The sequence below is a fragment of the Thermomonas sp. LB-4 genome, from assembly GCF_036409385.1.
In the GTDB taxonomy this organism is placed as follows: Bacteria; Pseudomonadota; Gammaproteobacteria; order Xanthomonadales; family Xanthomonadaceae; genus Thermomonas.
In genome coordinates this window covers 21,947-40,444 of record NZ_JAXOFT010000020.1, presented here as the reverse complement: position 1 = coordinate 40,444, position 18,498 = coordinate 21,947, and the positions used below count along the sequence as shown (strand labels likewise).

15 protein-coding genes are annotated in these 18,498 nt (G+C 70.5%); 9 read left to right on the top strand and 6 right to left on the bottom strand.

Translation table 11 applies throughout. The features are described 5' to 3' along the window. The first annotated feature begins 80 nt into the window (after nt 1–80). Together SPK54_RS11185 and SPK54_RS11180 are read left to right on the top strand one after the other, a co-directional pair. Nucleotides 81–2,126, top strand: coding sequence for a sulfotransferase (locus tag SPK54_RS11185; protein WP_330947978.1), 2,046 nt, complete (start codon nt 81–83; stop codon nt 2,124–2,126). Between the two features lie 84 nt (nt 2,127–2,210). After that, the gene (locus SPK54_RS11180) at nt 2,211–4,736 is read left to right on the top strand and encodes a TonB-dependent receptor (RefSeq protein WP_330947977.1); all 2,526 of its coding nucleotides are present in this window, start codon (nt 2,211–2,213) and stop codon (nt 4,734–4,736) included. Between the two features lie 84 nt (nt 4,737–4,820). Here the strand turns inward: SPK54_RS11180 and SPK54_RS11175 are convergent, their stop codons facing one another. The 5 genes from SPK54_RS11175 to SPK54_RS11155 all read right to left on the bottom strand — a co-directional run bounded on the left by SPK54_RS11175 (nt 4,821) and on the right by SPK54_RS11155 (nt 8,408). Further along, a complete protein-coding gene (locus tag SPK54_RS11175) occupies nt 4,821–5,114 on the bottom strand; it encodes a hypothetical protein (RefSeq protein WP_330947976.1) in 294 nt (97 codons plus the stop codon). Between the two features lie 69 nt (nt 5,115–5,183). After that, complete coding sequence (locus SPK54_RS11170) at nt 5,184–6,110, bottom strand: peptidylprolyl isomerase (RefSeq protein ID WP_330947975.1); 927 nt, start codon at nt 6,108–6,110, stop codon at nt 5,184–5,186. Between the two features lie 57 nt (nt 6,111–6,167). Beyond that, a complete protein-coding gene (locus SPK54_RS11165) occupies nt 6,168–6,353 on the bottom strand; it encodes a hypothetical protein (protein ID WP_330947981.1) in 186 nt (61 codons plus the stop codon). Between the two features lie 80 nt (nt 6,354–6,433). Continuing rightward, nucleotides 6,434–7,723: a polyhydroxyalkanoate depolymerase gene (gene phaZ / locus SPK54_RS11160; RefSeq protein ID WP_330947980.1), complete on the bottom strand. Its 1,290-nt coding sequence runs from the start codon at nt 7,721–7,723 to the stop codon at nt 6,434–6,436. Nucleotides 7,724–7,814: 91 nt separating this feature from the next. Next, a complete protein-coding gene (locus tag SPK54_RS11155) occupies nt 7,815–8,408 on the bottom strand; it encodes a class I SAM-dependent methyltransferase (protein WP_330947974.1) in 594 nt (197 codons plus the stop codon). Nucleotides 8,409–8,520: 112 nt separating this feature from the next. Here SPK54_RS11155 and SPK54_RS11150 point away from each other — a divergent pair, with 112 nt between their 5' ends. Further along, complete coding sequence (locus tag SPK54_RS11150; RefSeq protein ID WP_330947973.1) at nt 8,521–8,970, top strand: CopD family protein; 450 nt, start codon at nt 8,521–8,523, stop codon at nt 8,968–8,970. Nucleotides 8,971–9,081: 111 nt separating this feature from the next. Here SPK54_RS11150 and SPK54_RS11145 read toward each other — a convergent pair whose 3' ends face one another. Then, on the bottom strand, nt 9,082–10,806 hold the full coding sequence (locus tag SPK54_RS11145; RefSeq protein ID WP_330947972.1) for an alkaline phosphatase: 1,725 nt from the start codon (nt 10,804–10,806) through the stop codon (nt 9,082–9,084). 106 nt (nt 10,807–10,912) lie between these two features. On the opposite strand from SPK54_RS11145, the gene SPK54_RS11140 reads away from it, so the two are divergent. From SPK54_RS11140 to otsA, 6 genes are all read left to right on the top strand, one after another. Continuing rightward, nucleotides 10,913–12,238, top strand: a complete 1,326-nt coding sequence (locus SPK54_RS11140; protein ID WP_330947971.1) for a dicarboxylate/amino acid:cation symporter — start codon at nt 10,913–10,915, stop codon at nt 12,236–12,238. A 46-nt stretch (nt 12,239–12,284) separates the two neighbouring features. Then, nucleotides 12,285–13,046: a flagellar regulator YcgR PilZN domain-containing protein gene (locus SPK54_RS11135; protein WP_330947970.1), complete on the top strand. Its 762-nt coding sequence runs from the start codon at nt 12,285–12,287 to the stop codon at nt 13,044–13,046. A 221-nt stretch (nt 13,047–13,267) separates the two neighbouring features. Further along, entirely contained in the window at nt 13,268–14,404 is a 1,137-nt protein-coding gene (locus tag SPK54_RS11130; RefSeq protein WP_330947969.1) for a DUF3182 family protein, read from the top strand. A gap of 157 nt (nt 14,405–14,561) precedes the next feature. Continuing rightward, nucleotides 14,562–15,275 carry a trehalose-phosphatase gene (gene otsB / locus SPK54_RS11125; protein WP_330947968.1) on the top strand — a complete coding sequence of 238 codons (714 nt, stop codon included), beginning with the start codon at nt 14,562–14,564 and terminating at the stop codon, nt 15,273–15,275. Then, nucleotides 15,272–17,068 (top strand): glycoside hydrolase family 15 protein, encoded by a 1,797-nt coding sequence (locus tag SPK54_RS11120; protein WP_330947967.1) that lies wholly within the window; start codon nt 15,272–15,274, stop codon nt 17,066–17,068. Before otsB ends, SPK54_RS11120 begins: the two co-directional genes overlap by 4 nt. Further along, a complete protein-coding gene (gene otsA, locus SPK54_RS11115; RefSeq protein WP_330947966.1) occupies nt 17,065–18,429 on the top strand; it encodes an alpha,alpha-trehalose-phosphate synthase (UDP-forming) in 1,365 nt (454 codons plus the stop codon). Before SPK54_RS11120 ends, otsA begins: the two co-directional genes overlap by 4 nt. Nucleotides 18,430–18,498 lie beyond the last annotated feature (69 nt).

The following is an 18,498-nucleotide window of genomic DNA, read 5'->3' as shown; positions in this document are numbered from 1 at the left end:
CCCCCATCTTCCAGAGATGCCCCGGATGAACAACCTACTGAGAGATCACAACTAGCCGCAGACATGGCATGGGGGCAGGCATGGAAACACTGATCGCGCCGGCCCCGACCGCCGGCGTGGAGGCCGCGCTGGCCCACGCCCTGCATCTGCTGGCGGCGGATCCCGCGCTGGCCGCGGAGCAGGCGCGCGAAGTGCTGGCGGCCGCCCCCGGGCACCCCGGCGCGGAGCTGGTGCTGGGCATGGCCGACACCGCGCAAGGTGATTTCCACGCCGCGCAGCAGCGGCTCGACCGGCTGGCGCGCGCGCAGCCGCGCTCGGCGATGACCTGGCTGGAGCTGGCGCGGGCAAGCGCCGGTGCCGGCCGGCGGGTGGACGCGCTGGCCTGCGCCGAACGCGCGGTAGCGCTGCAGCCGGCCTTGCCCGGTGCGTGGCTGGCGCTGGCCGACCTGCGCTTTGCGGCGGGCGACGAGGACGGCGCCAACGTCGCCTACCTCCAGCACCTGCGCCACAGCGCCCGCGACCCCGTGCTGATGGCCGCCGCCGATGCGCTGGCCCGCGGCGACCTGCCCGAGGCGGAAACCCGCCTGCGCGCGCGGCTGGCGCGCCTGCCCGGCGACGTGGCGGCGCTGCGCATGCTGGCCGAACTGGCGGCGCGGCTGGGCCGCAACGACGAGGCCGCGCTGCTGCTGGAGCACGCGCTGGAGCGTGCGCCGGGCTTCGACGCCGCGCGCCAGAACTACGCGGTGGTGCTCAACCGCGGCAACCGCCACGCCGAGGCGCTGGCCGAGATCGACCGCCTGCTTGAGCGCGATCCCGGCAACCAGCCGCTGCGCAACATGCGTGCGGTGGTGCTGGGCAAGCTGGGCGACTTCGACGGCGCGATCGCCACCTACGAGGCCGTGCTCGCGCGCGCGCCGGGGCAGTGGCAGGTCTGGCTGGGCTACGGCCATGCGCTCAAGACCGCCAACCGCACCGCCGACGCGGTGGCCGCCTACCGCCGCGCAATCGCGCTGAACCCCGGCTTCGGCGCCGCGTGGTGGAGCCTGGCCAACCTCAAGACGGTGCGCTTCGATGCCGCCGACATCGAAGCGATGCGCGCCCAGCTGCGCCGCGAGGATCTCGACGACGACGCCCGCCTGCACTTCGAGTTCGCCCTCGGCAAGGCGCTGGAAGATGCCGGCGACCACGCCGACGCGTTCGCGCACTACGCCCGCGGCAACGCGCTGCGGCGCAGGCAGCTGCCCCATGACGCCGAGCTGGGGCGCGAGCGCACCCGCCGCGCGACCCGCACCTATAACCGCGCCTTCTTCGCCGAACGCGAAGGCGCGGGCTGCGCCGCTCCCGATCCGATCTTCGTGGTCGGCATGCCGCGCGCCGGCTCCACCCTGATCGAGCAGATCCTGTCCAGCCACCCGCAGGTGGAAGGGACGATGGAGCTGCCTGCGCTGATCGCGATCACCCGCGAATTGCGCCAGCGCGACGGCAGCCCGGAAACCACGTCCTACCACGACGTGCTGGCCGGCCTGGATCGGGCGGAACTGGAAGCGTTGGGCCGGGACTACCTGCGCCGGGCGCAGCCGCACCGGCGCGAGGGCCGGCCGCTGTTCATCGACAAGATGCCGAACAACTTCGCCCACGTCGGCCTGATCCACGCGATCCTGCCGAACGCGAAGATCATCGACGCGCGCCGCCATCCGCTGGCCTGCTGCTTCTCCAACTTCAAGCAGCATTTCGCCCGCGGCCAGGCCTTCAGCTACGGCCTGGCGGACATGGGCCACTACTACGCCGACTACGTGGCGCTGATGGCGCACTTCGACGAGGTGCTGCCGGGACGCGTCCACCGCGTCATCTACGAGGACATGGTGGCCGACACCGAAACACAGGTGCGCGCGCTGCTGGACTACTGCGGGCTGGAGTTCGACGACCGCTGCCTGCGCTTCTTCGAGAACGAGCGGGCGGTCCGCACCGCCAGTTCCGAACAGGTGCGCCGGCCGATCTACCGCGACGGGCTGGACCAGTGGCGGCATTTCGCGCCGTGGCTGGGCCCGCTGGAAGAAGCGCTGGGGCCGGTACTGGCCCGTTATCCGGCCGTGCCGCCGGCGGAGGAATTGCCGGCCCGGCGCTGAGGGTGCGTCATCGGTCGAGCGGCCAGGGGGGGCCGCGGAACCGCACAACAACGAACGAGTGCCACAACTGGAGGGGAGTCCACGATGCAAGCAAGCAAATGCAGCCGTCACCGCAAGGGCGACGCATCCCGAAGTTTCCGCAGGATCCCGCTGGCCGCCGCGGTGGCGCTGGCGTTTGCCGCGCCGGCATGGGCGCAGGATGCGGCGCCGCCGCAGAAGGATCGCGAGGCGCGCACCCTCGACACCGTCACGGTGACCGCGCAGAAGCGCGAGGAGAACCTGCAGAAGGTGCCGATCAGCCTGCAGGTGCTGGGCAACCAGCAGCTGGAGCAGCAGAACGTCGCCTCGTTCAGCGACTACGCCAAGATGATCCCCAGCCTGAGCTATGGCACCGCTGGCGGCGGCGTATTCTCCGGGCCGGGCTTCGTGCAGGTGTACATGCGCGGCGTTGCCAGCGGCGGCGACGGCAACCACTCCGGTTCCCAGCCCAGCGTGGGCATGTACCTGGACGAGCAGCCGATCACCACCATCCAGGGCGCGCTCGACATCCACATGTACGACATCGACCGGGTTGAGGCGCTGGCCGGTCCGCAGGGCACGCTGTACGGCGCCAGTTCGCAGTCGGGAACGGTGCGCATCATCACCCGCAAGCCGGATCCCTCGGGCTATTCGGCGGGGGTTGCGGTGGAGGCCAACGCCATCGACGGCGGCGGCATCGGCCACGTGCTGGAAGGCTTCGTCAACCTGCCGATCAAGGAGAACACCGCGGCGGTGCGGCTGGTGGGCTGGCAGAAGCACGACGCCGGCTACGTCGACAACCTGCGCGGCACCCGCACCTATCCAACCTCGGGGATCGTCGACGACAACAACGACCTCGCCGAGAACAACTACAACACCGCCGACACCGTCGGCATGCGCGCGGCGCTGCGCTTCGACATCAACGACCGCTGGACCATCACCCCGCACGTCATCGCGCAGAAGCAGAAGGCCTACGGCAGCGCCGGCATCGACCCGCTGGTGGGCAGCGCCGACGCGGGTTACGACGCGTCCGGCGGCGAGATGGCGGTCAAGCACTTCTATCCGGAGTTCTCGGACGACCGCTGGTACCAGGCGGCGATGACGGTGGAAGGCAAGATCGGCAACTTCGACCTGACCTACGTGTTCTCGCACCTCAAGCGCGACGTCGATTCCGCGTCCGACTACAGCGACTACGGCTACTGGTACGACGCGCTGGCCGGTTACGGCGCCTACTTCTACGACGACAACGGCAACCTGATCAATCCGGCCCAGCACATCGATGCCAAGGACGGCTACAAGCGCACCAGCCACGAGCTGCGCATCGCCTCCCCGCAGGACAACCGGGTGCGGATGGTGGCGGGCCTGTTCTGGCAGCAGCAAGGCCACGACATCGAGCAGCGCTATCGCGTCGACGGCCTGGCGAGCGATCTGTCGGTGAGCGGTTGGCCCGAAACCATCTGGTTGACCCAGCAGGATCGCCGCGACCGCGACCAGGCGGTGTTCGGCCAGGTCAGCTTCGACGCCACCGACAAGCTCGAACTGACGGCGGGCGGCCGCTGGTTCCGTTCCGAGAACGGGCTGAAGGGCTACTTCGGGTTCGCCAACGGCTATTCCTCGGGCAGCAGCCTGGATCCGGCCGATCGCTATGGCGAGGCTGGCTGCCTGGCGCAGTACGGTGCGCCCTCGAATTGGGTGCCGTACGACGGCGCGCCGTGCAAGGTGGTGGACAAGCGGGTCAAGGAAAACGACGCCACCTACCGGCTCAATGCGACCTGGAAGATCGACGACAAGAAGCTGGTCTACGCGACCTGGTCGCAGGGTTACCGGCCCGGCGGCATCAACCGCCGCGGCACGCTGCCGCCGTACGTGTCCGACTTCCTGACCAACTACGAGGCCGGCTGGAAGACCTCGTGGGCGGGCGGCACGCTGGTCTTCAACGGCGCGGTGTTCCGCGAGAACTGGAAGGACTTCCAGTTCTCCTACCTCGGCCAGAACGGCCTCACCGAGATCCGCAACGCCAACCAGGCGCGGATCGACGGCATGGAGCTTGACCTGAGCTGGGCGGCCACCTACAACCTGCAGTTCACCGGCAGCTTCGCCTGGTACGACGCCAAGCTGACCGCGAACTACTGCGGCTGGTTGAAGCCGGATGGCAAGCCGGAAACCGTGTGCCCGTTCGGCACGGTGGACCCGAACGGCGACGTGGTGGACGGCCCGCAGGCGGCGGCCGGCACCCAGCTGCCGGTGACCCCGCGCTTCAAGGGGGCGTTGAATGCCCGATACACCTTCGAGCTGGGCGAAGGAGAGGCGTACTGGCAGGCATCGCTGTCGCATGCGGGCAAGCGGCGGGTGGACATGCGCGGCGCGGAAACCGCGCTACTGGGCCACCTGGACGGCTACACGCTGGTCGATCTCTCGGCCGGCTGGCGCAGGGAAAGCTGGTCGGTGGACGTGTTCCTGAAGAACGCCTTCGACGAGCGCGCGCAGATGAGCCGGTTCGCCCAGTGCGCCGCGCTGACCTGCGGCAACGAGCCCTACACGGTGATCGCGCAGCCGCGCACGTTCGGGGTGCGGGTCAGCCGGGAGTTCTGATCCAAGCACCACTGGCTGCAATGGAGAAGGCGGCCGCGGCCGCCTGCTCCATTTGCGCCGCAGGGAAACCCGCCGCGGCTGCGCTCAGCCCTCGTCCTCTTCGAATTCGGCCACCACGTCGAGGTCGAACGCCAGCGCCTCCACCGTCTGCCGCACCTTCTGCGCGGTGGCGGCGTTGGGGGCCTCGATCTCCAGTTCGTGGGTGTCGGGGCCTTCGACATCGCTCAACCCCGCCGAGCTGGAATCGGCGTCGTCCATGTGCGGCATCAGGTCGTCGATTTCCTCGACGTGCTCGATGCCGTCCAGGCTTTGCAGCAGGTTGGTGATCGCGCGGACATCGTCCTCGCTGCCGGTCAGGCGGATGCGCATCATGGGCATGGGTGTGGCTTCCGGTGTAGGGAAACGCAGGCTAGGCGACCGCGGGCGAACGCCGGGTGATGGCGCCGCTTACGGCGCCTCGCGCACCGGCAGGCTGACGTTGCACAGGTCGATGTGGCCGGCCGGCTGGGTATAGAAATCGTCCACCCGGTTGCGGCGCGCCTCGGTGGCGTCGATGAACGCCTGGCTGTCGGTGCGTAGCAGCTGCAGCCGGGTGCGCTGGGCCTCGGGTACGTCGCTGGCCAGCTTGACCGACAGGATCGGCGCGCGCTGTTCGGGCTTCGCATAGAAGCCCATCGGCGCCGGGCCGCGCGGGGTCACGCTGAGCAGCTCCATGCCCTTGACCACCCGGCCCACCACGGTCAGCTGGTGGTCCAGCGCGCGCGGGGCCTGGCCGATCACCACGTAGAGCTCGGCGCCGATGCTGCTGTCCGGGGCGCTGTTGCGGCCGGCGCCGACCACGCCATAGCAATGGGCGATCCATGCCTTGCCGGCCTTGGGGTCGCGCGCGGCGGGCATGCCGTCGATGAAGCCGATCTGCGGCGCCCAGCCGTCCACGTCGGGCAGCCTGTCGAAACGGATGCCCTTGTCGCTGCGGGTGAATTCGGCCGGCAGCTTGGTGCGGGTGCCGGTGGGGTAGGGCTTGGCCTTGCCGGCCTCCTCGCCTTCGGGGTCGCCGAACTGGACCACGAAGTTGTCCTGCGAGCGGTAGATGGTCAGCCCGTCCCAGAATCCGCCCTTCGCCATCGTCCTGATGTTGGCGACGTGCTCAGGTGCGAAGCCGGGGGCAAGCTCGATCACCACCCGCCCGCTCGGCAACTCCATGTACAGGGTGTTGGCCGGATCGAGGTCGCGCCAGGCGCTGGCCGGGGCGGCGTCGATGATCTCCTGCGCCGACTTGCGCTTGGGCGGCTGGGCGCCGTCCGCCGCGATGGCGGGTGCGGCGATGAGGGTGGCTACGGCGAAGGCGAGCAGGGCGTGGCGCATGGCGGGCATCCTCGGCGAAAGCGGCAAGCATAGCCGCCGCACGCCGGGGGTGCCGCAGCCCGTGGGCTAATGCTTCGTGTCCTTGCGGCCGCTGCCGGATTGCTTGTCGCCGCCGTCCTGCTTGTTGACGGTGGCCCAGGCGATGCGCTCGGCGTCTTCCTGCGAGCGGCCTTCCTTGCGCTCGCTGGCTTCGATGTGCGCCGCCTGGCGCTTCTGCTTGTCGGTATAGGCGGATTTGTCGCCGCGGGGCATGGCCGTACTCCAGTCGGGAAGGTCGAGACTGGAGCGGGCGCCGTTTTCGGCACGTGAATGCCGCGGTGGGGGGGGCGTGGTCAGCGGCGCTTGGGCGCCGGCTTGCGGTTGGCGGGCGCTTCCGGCCTGACGGCATGCGCGGCGATGAAGTCGCGCACCTGCGGATACACCTGGGTCCGCCAGCGGCGCCCGCTGAAGATGCCGTAATGGCCGGCGCCGGCCACGGTCAGGTGCTTGCGGTCGGCGCTGGCGATCCCCGTGCACAGGTCGTGCGCCGCGCGGGTCTGGCCCTGCCCGGAGATGTCGTCCAGCTCGCCCTCGATGGTCAGCAGCGCGCAACCGCGGATCTTCGAAGGATCGACCCGCTCGCCCGCCACGTCCCACAGCCCGCGCGGCAGCAGCTGCTGCTGGAACACGGTGCGGATGGTGTCGAGGTAGTACTCGGCGGGCATGTCGAGCACCGCGTTGTACTCGTCGTAGAACTTGCGGTGCGACTGCGCCGAGCTGAGGTCACCCTTGACCAGGTCCTGGTAGAAGTCCCAGTGCGAGGTCGAGTGCCGCTCCGGGTTCATCGCCACGAAGCCCAGGTGCTGCAGGAAGCCCGGGTACACCCGGCGGCCGGCGCCCGGGTAATTGGCCGGCACGGTGTGGATGACGTTGTTCTCGAACCACCACAGCGGCTGGCGGGTGGCGAGGTTGTTGACCGAGGTGGGCGACTGGCGGGTGTCGATCGGGCCGCCCATCATCGTCATAGACTTCGGCAGCCGCTCGCCGCGCGCGGCCATCAGCGAAATCGCCGCCAGCACCGGGACGGTGGGCTGGCAGACGCTGATCACGTGCAGGCGTTCGACGCCGATGTGGCGGATGAATTCCTGCACGTAGGCGATGTAGTCGTCGAGGGTGAACGCACCCTCAGCCGCCGGCACCATGCGCGCGTCGGTCCAGTCGGTGATGTAGACCTTGTGGTCGGCCAGCAGGGTGCGCACGGTGTCGCGCAGCAGGGTGGCGTGGTGGCCGGACAGCGGCGCCACCACCAGCACGGTGGGGTCGTCCTTCATCCGCGCCAGGCCGTCGGCCTGGTCGTGGTAGCGCTTGAAGCGCAGCAGCCGGCAGAAGGGTTTTTCCAGCGCCACGCGCTCGACCACCGGGATCGACAGGCCTTCCACCTCGATCTGGTGGATGCCGAATTCGGGCTTCTCGTAATCCTTGCCCAGCCGGTACATCAGCTCGAACGCGGCGGCAGTGCGCGGCGCGCCGGGCAGGTTGGCCAGCCAGCTGTCGTGGGCGGAATACATCTTGGCGCCGGCGTCGGCCCAGTAGGTGAAGGGCGCAAGGCCCGCGCGCCAGAATTCGTGCAGTTGGTACAGCAGCATGTCGAGATCTTGGATCGCCCCGGGTTGCGGCAGTGCAGCATAACGCATGGGGTTGACGGGTCCGTGATCGCTATCCCGGTTTCGCCGATCAGTCCGGCAGTTCCAGCGCGGTGGCGTGCGGAACCAGCGCCGGCGACAGCCAGCAGTGCGAGCCCAGCGGGTGCAGCCCCAGCGCGCGCAGGCGGTCACGGTAGAACGCGGCGCTGCGCTGCCTGAAATCGTGTTCGTCGCCCTCGGCGCCGTCGCCGCGCGCGAACACCTCGATGAAGGCCACGCCGCCGCACAGCTCGGCCAGCGCCGGCAGGCCGCGGTCGAGTTCGCGGGTGTCGAGGTAGTGCAGGACGTCGCTGCAGACCAGCAGGTCGGCGGGCGGGCAGGGGCGCAGCTGGGCGAAGTCGGCGAAGCGGGCGTGGTGCAGGTTGCGGCGGCGGCCGTGGCGGGCGATGGCGTAGTCGCTGCTGTCGAAGCCGAGGTACTGCACGTTCGGGCGCAGCTTCAGCAGCGGCGCGCGCCACGCGCCCTCGCCGCAGCCGATGTCCAGCACGCTGCGGATCGGCCGCTCCAGGTGATATTCGGCGGTGGCCACCGCCAGCGCCACCTTGCGCGCCAGCCGCGCGGCGTGGCCGATGCCGCCGTGGCGGTACCAGCGGTCGAAATAGGCGCGGTCGTAGGTCTTGGTCATGGTGTGCGTATCATCCGCCAGTTGTCATCGTCGTGGCCGCGCAGCGGCGGCGAAGGCGCATCGGCCATCGCCCGCGCGGGCATGGGGAATTGAAGCATTACGGAGCAAGCGCATGGCCTACCTGTGGACCAAGACCTTCCATCTCGTGTTCGTGATTGCCTGGATGGCGGCGGTGTTCTACCTGCCGCGGATCCTGGTCAACATCGCCGAAGCGGGCGAGTCGCAGGAGGTGCGCGCGCGGCTGCTGCTGATGGGGCGGCGGCTGTACCGCTTCGGCCACGTCATGTTCGGCATCGCCTTCGTGCTGGGGCTGGTGCTGTGGCTGGGCTACCGGGTACTGCCGGCGTTCCCGACCATGGTCGGCGCCGGCACGGCATGGCTGCACGCCAAGCTGGGGCTGGTGCTGCTGCTGCTCGCGTTCTACATCGTCACCGGGCGCTGGCTGAAGGGCGCCGAACGCGGCCGTCCGCTGCCATCGGGCACGGCGCTGCGCTGGTTCAACGAGCTGCCGCTGCTGGCGCTGGTGGCGATCGTGTGGCTGGTGCTGGCCAAGCCGTTCTGACCGCCCGCGTCTCGCCGGTCCCGGCTTGCCGTTGATGCGGGAGCCGGGTGGCGCTCCGTGTCGAGGTGCGATCCACCTGCGCGAGCCGGCACCGTTGCCGGCCGGCACTGGTCAGGGCTGCGCCGGCTGGCGGAACGCCTCGATTTTCGGCAGTTCCACCGGCACGCCGTTGGCGTCGCACAGTCCCTTCGCGCACAGCGCGGCGCGCAGGCGCGGCGTGGCCTGCACCACGATGTGGTAGATCGCGTTCTGTTCCAGCGAGCCGCGCACCGCCGCGCTGCCGGGGCCGCGCGCCCAGATGCCGACGTCGTCGCCGCCGTGACTCTCGCTGGAGAGCGGCACCAGCGCCTCCTGCAGGTAGTCCGGATCGGTCGTGTCCACGTCGGCCAGGTCCGGACGGCCGTTGGCCGGCGCCAGCTGCTTGCGCGGCCAGTGCGGATAGCGTTTGGTGCCGGCGGGCTGGGCGTCCGTGGCGCCGGCCGCACCGGGGCCGTTGGCGTAGCTGAGGGTGGTGTAGGGCTGGCCGTTGAGGTCCAGCGCCAGCTTGCCCGGGGTGCCGTCGAAGCTGCTGCTGCCGCGCACCTTGCCGAGGATCGGGTTGCCGCGCGCGGGGTAGCCGACGAAGTTGAGGGTGTGCGCGTGGTCGGCGGTGACCAGGATCAGCGTGTCCTCGGCCGAGGTGGCCTGCATGGCCGCGCGCACCGCGTCGGAGAGCGCGACGGTCTCGTCCAGGGCGCGGAAGGCGTTGCCCTCGTGGTGGGCCATGTCGATGCGCGCGCCCTCGACCATCAGCACGTAGCCTTCGTCGCGGCGCGACAGGTGGGCGATGGCGGCCCGGGTCATGTCCGCGAGGCTGGGCTCGACCGCGCCGGCGGCGAGGCGGTCGTGGTCGTACTGCATGTGGTCGTAGTTGAACAGGCCAAGCACGCTGGGGGCGCCGGCCGCGGCCGCCAGCTGGGCCGCGTCGGTCACGTAGGCGCCCTGCGGGCGGGCCTGCCGCCACGCGGCGACGAGGTCCTGGCCGTCGCGGCGCAGGCCGCGCCTGTCCGGTTGCTGCGGATCGCTCTGCGCAGTGGTGAGGAACTCCTTGCGCCCGCCGCCCAGCACGATCGACGGGCCGCGCCCGCTCCGGGTGGTCTCGATGAGCTGCTGCGCGATGTCCTTGCAGCCTTCGGCCACGGCCCGGGCGGGCAGCGCGGCGTCGTTCTCCCAGTTGCGGTTGGGCACGTGGGCGTAGGTGGCGGCCGGGGTGGCATGGGTGATGCGCGCGGTGGTCACGATGCCGGCGGCCATGCCGGCGGCGTCGGCCAGCTCCAGCCAGGTCTGCGCGTGCTTGCCGAGGCTGTCGGCACAGTCGTTCTTGTCGCCGGCATACACGCCGATGGCGCCCATGTGCGACTTCACACCGGTGGTGATGGCGGTCATGGTGCCGGCGGAGTCCGGCGTCTGCGCGTCGGTGTTGTAGGTCTTGCTGAGCGCGGTGGCGGGGAAGTCTTCCCAGGCGAGCCGGTGCTCTTCGCCGCTGCCGCCCTTGCGCTGGCCTTCGAGGATGCGCGCGGCGGCCACGGTGGGCAGGCTCATGCCGTCGCCGAGGAACACGATGACGTTCTTCGTGCGACCGACCATCGCGCCACGTTCTGCGGCCTGCGCGGCGCCGTCGCGGTACCACCAGGCGGGCGTCTCGCCGCCGGGGCGCTGGATCGCGGGCACGTCCACGCGGAGGGCCGCCTGCGGCAGGTCGGAGGGCCGGCTGGCCGGGAGGGTCGGCCCGCTGGCGCAGGCGGCGAGGGTGAGGGCGCAGGCAAGCGACAGCAAGCGCAGATGTGGATTCGTCATGCCCGTATTATGAATGCTCACCATGTCCGCAGTGTTGCGCGGATGGCGCTGACGCCGGGTGCGGCGCTCGGTTATCGTGCGTCGATTCTTACCCCGGGTTGCCCGCATGTTCGACTGGTGGTTCCGCATCAAGTTCTGGAAGCGCGTGGTCCTCGGCTTCGTCCTGGGCGCGCTGGCCGGCTGGGCGTTCGGCAAGGATGCGGAAACCTGGTTCGGGCCCATCGGCGACCTCTACGTCACCCTGATCATGATGATCGCGGTGCCGCTGGTGTTCTTCGCGGTCATCAACGCGGTGGCGTCGCTGAGCGGGCAGAAGTCCATCGCCGCGCTGGCCGGGCGCACGTTCGCCTGGTTCGCGATCACCGCGGTGCTGGCGGTGGGCGTGGGGCTGCTGTTCGGCTGGATCATCCAGCCCGGCAGCGGCGTGGCGAAGCTGACGGTGGCCGCCGACTACACCCCGAAGGACGTGCCGGGCGCGCTGGACATGCTGCTCAACCTGGTGCCGGCCAACCCGTTCCAGGCGCTGGGCGGCGCAGCCACCGCCAAGCTGGCCGACGGCACCAAGGTGCTGGTCCCGCGCAGCGGCACCGTGCTGCAGGTGATCTTCTTCGCCGGGCTGGTGGGTTTTGCGATGGTGAAGCTGGGCGAGAAGGTCGCCGGCGTGCGCAAGCTGGTCGGCGAGGCCAGCGACGTGATGATCCAGGTCACCCGCTACGTGCTGGAGTTCACCCCGTTCGGCACCTTCGGCCTGATTGCAGCGCTGGTGGGCGGCTACGGCTTCGAGCAGCTGCGCCCGCTGCTGAGCTTCGTGCTGGCCCTGTACGCGGCCTGCGCCTTCCATATCGTGGTGGTCTACGGCGGGTTGCTGCTGGCGCACGGGCTGAATCCCCTGAAGTTCTTCCGCGGCGCGGCGCCCGGCATGCAGGTGGGGTTCGTGGCCTCCAGCAGCTTCGCCGCGCTGCCGGTGTCGCTGCGCAGCGCCACCCACAATCTGGGCGTGGACCGGGACTACGCCGCGTTCGCGGTGCCGCTGGGCGCCACCATCAAGATGGACGGCTGCGGCGCGATCTACCCGGCGCTGGCGGCGGTGTTCATCTCGCAGTACATGCAGATCGACCTGTCGCTGTCGCAATACCTGATCATCGCGCTGGCCTCGGTGCTGGGCAGTTTCGGCACGGCCGGGGTGCCCGGTACGGCGGTCATCATGGCGACGGTGGTGCTGTCCGCGGCCGGCCTGCCGCTGGAGACCATCGGCTACCTGTACGCCATCGACCGGGTGCTGGACATGATGCGCACCATGACCAACGTGACCGGGCAGATGCTGGTGCCGGTGCTGGTGGCGCGGGAAACAGGATTGCTGGACAGGAAGGTGTTTGATGCCGCCCCGACCAATGTCGGCGTGCGCGAGGGCGACCTGGCCGACGCAGAGTGAACATCGCCATCAAGCATCGGCATCTGCCAGCCGTTAAGCTTGCCGGATGAGCGAAGTTCCGCCCCCTGCCGAGCTGGACGCAGCCGATCTGGACGGCTATTACGACAAGTTCTACGTCCACGACATCGGCGAGATCCGCCATCACCTGCAGCGGCTGGCGGGCGAACGCTGCGCGCTGACGGTGCGCGCGGAAGGCAGCGCCGACAGCATGGCGACCATGCTGCTGCGGGTGGACGAGGGGTCCCTGTGGATCGACGTGCCGTCCACCCGCAAACTGCTGGACGCGTGGCTGGCTGCGCACCAGCTGCGCATCGAGGGCAGCATCGACCGCGCTGCGCTGCGTTTTTCCGCCGGCCCTGCCTGGCTGGACAGCTTCGAGGACAAGCCGGCGCTGCGGCTGGCCCTGCCTGCCCGCATGTTGTATCTGCAGCGCCGCGAATTCATGCGGCGCGAGCCGCCGGCAGGCAGCCTGGTCTGCTACCTGCGCCTGCCCGAGAGCGATCGCGAAATCCAGGCCAGCATCCGCGATATCGGCGGCGGCGGGCTGGCCATCGTCGCCACCCGCTCGGAAGTGACCTTCAAGACCGGGGATGTGCTCAAGGACTGCCGCATCGAGCTGCCGGAAATCGGCGAGGTGGAAGTCAACCTGCAGGTCCGCCATGTGCTGGTCCGGGGCCATATCGGCTACGACGCTGCGCAGGCCGGTTGCGAATTCGTCGGGCTGACCCCCGCAGCCCAGCGCAAGCTGTTCCGTTACCTGATGCAGCTCGACCGCGACCAGCTGGCACGCCGGCGGGGCCTGGAGTAGCCCCGTCCGCGGTCCAGTGGGTCCCGGCAGGCGGGGAGGCCGCCGTCGTGCGTGGCCGGAACTGGCCGCCGATGCCGGGCATATCCTGCGCAGTTGTGAAAAATGTGCGCGCATTCCGCAACGCCGGCCTCGCCGCGAAGAGGTTTCCGTCACCCGCGCCGTCCCACAATCCGGAGGCAAGGGCGGGATCCGGAGGTCACCGGCGAAGAGGAAAGGGAATGATGCCAACCCTGCGGCATGAGCAAACAAGGACGACGGCAATCCGGTGGTCGGCGCTGCCGGTCGAGATTGCGGTGGCGGAGAATGGCGGCGGGCGGGATCCGCATGAGCTGGCGGAGCTGGAGTGCGCCGCGGGCCGACTGGCCGCGCTGTTCGGCGCCCGGCGGGTGGCGGCGGCAACCGCGGCGCCGCCGTGCGGCCGCTACTGGATTCCCTCCTCCACGCTGTCGCGGCGCGAGGCATCTGCGCTGGGCGTCGGCGACGGCAGCCAGCTGTGGGGCGGCATCGTGCCGGCCGCCTATGTCGCGACCAAGCTGGTAAGCCATCCGCGGCCGGGGCGCCGCGCCGCGGCGCCGAACGGCTGGATCGACATTATCGGGCTGGAGGATTGCACGCTGCCGGGCTGGTCGGTGTTTTCGCGCGAGGACGCCATCGCCGCCGGATCCGGGTTGCTGCGCGGCGGTCCGGTGCGGCTGAAACCGCCGCACGAGCGCGGCGGGCGCGGCCAGCGCGTGGTGCGCAGCGAGGAGGAGCTCGCCAACTGGCTGGACGCGGCGCCGACACGGCTGCTGGAGGAAGGGCTGGTGCTGGAGCGCGACCTGGTGGAATCGACCACCTACAGCGTCGGTTTCAGCCAGTTGCCCGGCGGGCATCGCATCGCCTACGTGGGTACCCAGCGCACCGTCATCACGCCGCAGGGCGCCTGCGCCTATGGCGGCTCGCGGCTGGAAGTCGTGCGCGGCACGCTTGCCGACCTGGAGGCCACCCTGCGGCCGGGCAAGCCGCGCGCCGCCGTGCAGGCCGCCAGCCGCTACGACGCGGTCATCCGCCATGCCTACGGGGTGGTGGCCACCCGCTGCAACTACGATGTGATCGCCGGCGTCGACCGCCTGGGGCGGCGCCATCTCGGGGTGCTGGAGCAGTCCTGGCGGTTCGGCGGGGCGAGCATGGCGGAGCTGCTGGCGATGGAACGCTTCACCCGGGCGCCGGGCGTGCACCGGGTGGTGGCCGAAACCGTGGAAACCTTCGCCGGCGGGCGGGTCCCCGCGGGAGCGGTGGTGTCATGGCGCGGCGACGCCGGTTCGCCCCGCAAGTACGCGCGGATCGTGGAGGAGGCCAGCGCAGGCATGGCGGCGTGAGCGGCGTGGCCCCGCGCGGGATGACATTTCCTGCACATCGGGGCGGGTACAACAGCGGTTGCGTGCCGCCTGCCCGCGCCGGCGCCGCAGCATGTTCCCTCCCGGTATCCCCATGCCCGCCGCAGAACCCGCCGCATCGCTTCCCGCGCCTCCGCCATTGTCCGCCCACTGGGCGCTGTTCCTGGATGTGGATGGCTGCCTGCTTGAATTCGACGAGGATCCCGACCGGGTCCGCGCGCCCGCGTCGCTGTCGGCGCAGCTGGCCGCGGTGTCGCGCCGCCTGGGCGGTGCGCTGGCGCTGGTAAGCGGACGCGGGATTGCCAGCGTCGATCGCGTGTTCGCGCCCGCGCGGTTCCCGGTCGGTGGGCTGCACGGGCTGGAGCGGCGCGGTGCGGCGACGCGGCAGGCTGCCGGCCCCGCGGCGGTGGATCCGGTGGCGTGGGCCGCGCTGGTGGCGGAGGCGCGTGCCCGTATGGCCGCGCATCCGCGCGCGCGCGTGGAGGACAAGGGGCGCGCTCTGGCGCTGCACTGGCGCGCCGAACCGCAGGCCGAGGCGCATGCCCATGCCTTCGCCAGCCACGCCCTTGCGCGATTGCCGGGCTACCGGCTGCAGCCGGGCAACTGCGTGCTGGAACTGCGGCCGGCCGGTGCCGACAAGGGCACCGCGATCGCGGCGTTCCTGGAGGAGCCGCCGTTCGCCGGGCGGCGGCCGGTATTCGCCGGCGACGACCTGACCGACGAGCACGGCTTCGCACTGGTCAACCGGCGCGACGGCATCAGCATCGTGGTGGGCGATCGCCGGCCGACGCTGGCAACCCACCGGCTGGCCGACCCGGCCGCGGTGCGCCAATGGTTGGAGGAGGCGGCATGAGCGAGGACATCCCACCCGTGCAGACGCTGGATCTGGGCGTGGTCGGTAACGGCAGTTTCGCCGCGCTGATCGATGCGCGGGCGCGGGTGGTCTGGGCCTGCCTGCCGGCGTTCGATGGCGATCCCGCGTTCTGTTCGCTGCTGTCCCCGCGCGAGCATCCGGGCGGCGACTTCGCCATCGAGCTGGAGGATTTCGAACGCGCCGAGCAGCACTACATCGCCAACACCGCCGTGCTGCGCACGGTGCTGCACGACAGTCGCGGCGGCTCGGTCGAGATCCTGGACTTCGCCCCGCGCTGGCGCCAGAACGGACGCTTCTACCGCCCGGTGTCGCTGATTCGCCGGGTCACGCCGCTGGCCGGCACGCCACGCATCCGGGTGCGCGCGCGGCCGCTGGCGGACTGGGGTGCGCGCATCCCGGACAGCACCTGGGGCAGCAACCACATCCGCTGGCTGCTGCCACAGATGACCGTGCGCCTGACCACCGACGTGCCGGTGCGCTTCGTCCGCGAACAGTTGCCGTTCGTGCTCAATCACCGCCTGCACCTGGTGATGGGGCCGGACGAGCCGCTGGCGCGCTCGATCGACGGCTATGTGGAGGAGGCGTTGAACCGCACCCTGGACTACTGGCGCGAATGGGTGCGCTACCTGTCGATCCCGCTGGAATGGCAGGACGCGGTGATCCGCAGCGCCATCACTCTGAAGCTGTGCCAGTACGAGGACAGCGGCGCGATCATCGCGGCCATGACCACCTCGATCCCGGAGGCGCCGGGATCGTCGCGCAACTGGGACTACCGCTATTGCTGGCTGCGCGACGCCGGCTTCGTGGTGCGCGTGCTCAACCGCCTGGGCGCGACCCGCAGCATGGAGGAGTTCCTGCGCTACATCTTCGACATCGCCACCCACGACGGCAGCCTGCAGCCGCTGTACGGGATCGCCTTCGAGGCGGCGCTGCATGAGGAGGAGGTGCCATCCCTGGACGGCTACCGCGGCTGCGGCCCGGTGCGGCGCGGCAACCTGGCCTGGCTGCAGAAGCAGCACGACGTGTACGGCAGCGTGGTGCTGGCGACCACCCAGCTGTTCTTCGACCAGCGCCTGGCCGATCCCGGCGACATCGCCACCTTCGCCCGGCTGGAACCGCTGGGCGAGCGCGCGTTCGCCCTGCACGACGTGCCCGACGCCGGGCTTTGGGAGTTCCGCGGCCGCGCCGAGGTGCATACCTACACCGCGGCGATGTGCTGGGCGGCCTGCGACCGACTGGCGCGGGTGGCGGCGAAACTGGGACTGACCGAACGCTCGGGATATTGGCGCGAACGCGCGGAAATCGTCCGTGCCCGCGTGCTGGCGCGCGCGTGGCGCGAAGACGTCGGCTGGTTCAGCGCCTCCTTCGACAGCACCTACCTGGACGCCTCATTGCTGCTGCTGGCCGACATCGGCCTGCTGCCGGCGCAGGACCCGCGCTACATCGCCACGGTGGAGGCGATCGGGCGCGAGCTCAAGCGCGGCGACGGGCTGTTCCGCTACGTCGCGGCGGACGACTTCGGCGTGCCGGAAACCAGCTTCACCATCTGCATGTTCTGGTACATCGACGCGCTGGCGTCGATCGGCCGGCACGACGAGGCGCGGCAGCTGTTCGAGCGCGTGCTGGCGCGCCGCAACCACCTGGGCCTGCTGTCGGAGGACATGGCGTTCGAGGATGGCGAGGCCTGGGGCAACTTCCCGCAGGCGTATTCGCACGTCGGGCTGATCATGGCGGCGATGCGGCTGTCGCGGCCGTGGACGGAGGCGCTGTGAGCCGGCTGGTGGTGGTCTCCAACCGGGTCTCGCTGCCGGGCGAAAGCGCGCCCGGCGGGTTGGCGGTGGGGCTGCAGGCGGCGCTGGCGGCGCGCGGCGGGCTGTGGTTCGGCTGGAGCGGCAAGACCGCGCGCGAGGACAGCGACGCGCTGCACGAGCAGAGCGAGGGCGGCATCCGCTACGTCACGCTCGACCTGTCGCGGCAGGACGTGGCCGCCTACTACAACGGCTTCTCCAACCGCACGCTGTGGCCGCTGCTGCATTTCCGCCTGGACCTGGTGGACTACGCGCGCGAGACCCGCGCCGGCTACCGCCGCGTCAACGCGCTGTTCGCCGACCGGCTGGCCCCGCTGCTGCGCGACGACGACACCGTGTGGATCCACGACTACCACCTGATCCCGCTGGCCGCGATGCTGCGCGAACGCGGCGTGGGCTGCCGGATCGGCTTCTTCCTGCACGTGCCGATGCCGTCGGCGGACATCGTCGCCTCGTTGCCGGACCACGCCCAGCTGTTCGGCGCGCTGTTCGCGCACGACCTGGTGGGCTTCCAGACCCAGCGGGATGCCGAACGGTTCCGCAGCTACGCGCGGCTGTTCGGCGGCGCGACCCTGGTTGGCGACGACGGCCTGCGCCTGCCCGACGGGCGCAGCGTGCGCGTCGGCGCTTTCCCCATCGGCATCGATACCGCGCGCATCGCCGGGCAGGCCCGGGCGGCCGCCGGCAAGCCGGCCGTGCGCCAGCTGCAGGCCAGCCTGAGCGACCGCAAGCTCGCCATCGGCGTGGACCGGCTGGATTATTCCAAGGGGCTGCCCGAGCGCTTTCGCGGCTTCGCGCGCTACCTCGAGCGCTACCCGCAGGAGCGCGGTCGGCTGACCTTCCTGCAGATCGCGCCGGTGTCGCGTGGCGAGGTGCAGGAGTACCGGCTGCTGCGCGACCAGCTGGAGGGCATCGCCGGCCACATCAACGGCACCCACGCCGACCCGGAATGGACGCCGCTGCGCTACGTCAACCGCAACTTCGCCCACGCCACCTTGACCGGGTTCTACCGGTTGGCCGCGATCGGCGTGGTGACGCCGCTGCGCGACGGCATGAACCTGGTGGCGAAGGAATACGTGGCCTCGCAGGACCCGCAGGATCCGGGCGTGCTGGTGCTGTCGATGTTCGCCGGCGCCGCCGCCGAGCTGGAGGGGGCGCTGCTGGTCAATCCGTACGACCTGGACGGTGTGGCCGACGCGTTCGCGCGCGCGGCGGCGATGCCGCTGGCCGAACGCCGCGAACGTTGGCGATCGATGATGGCGCCGGTGTCGCGTTACGACATCCACGCCTGGTGCGAGGACTTTCTCGCCGCGCTGCGCAGCTGAGGGCCGCGGGGATCGCTAGCGGCCCTGCCCGGCGCGCCGCTGGTCGCAGCCGGGTCCCTGCGCCTGGTT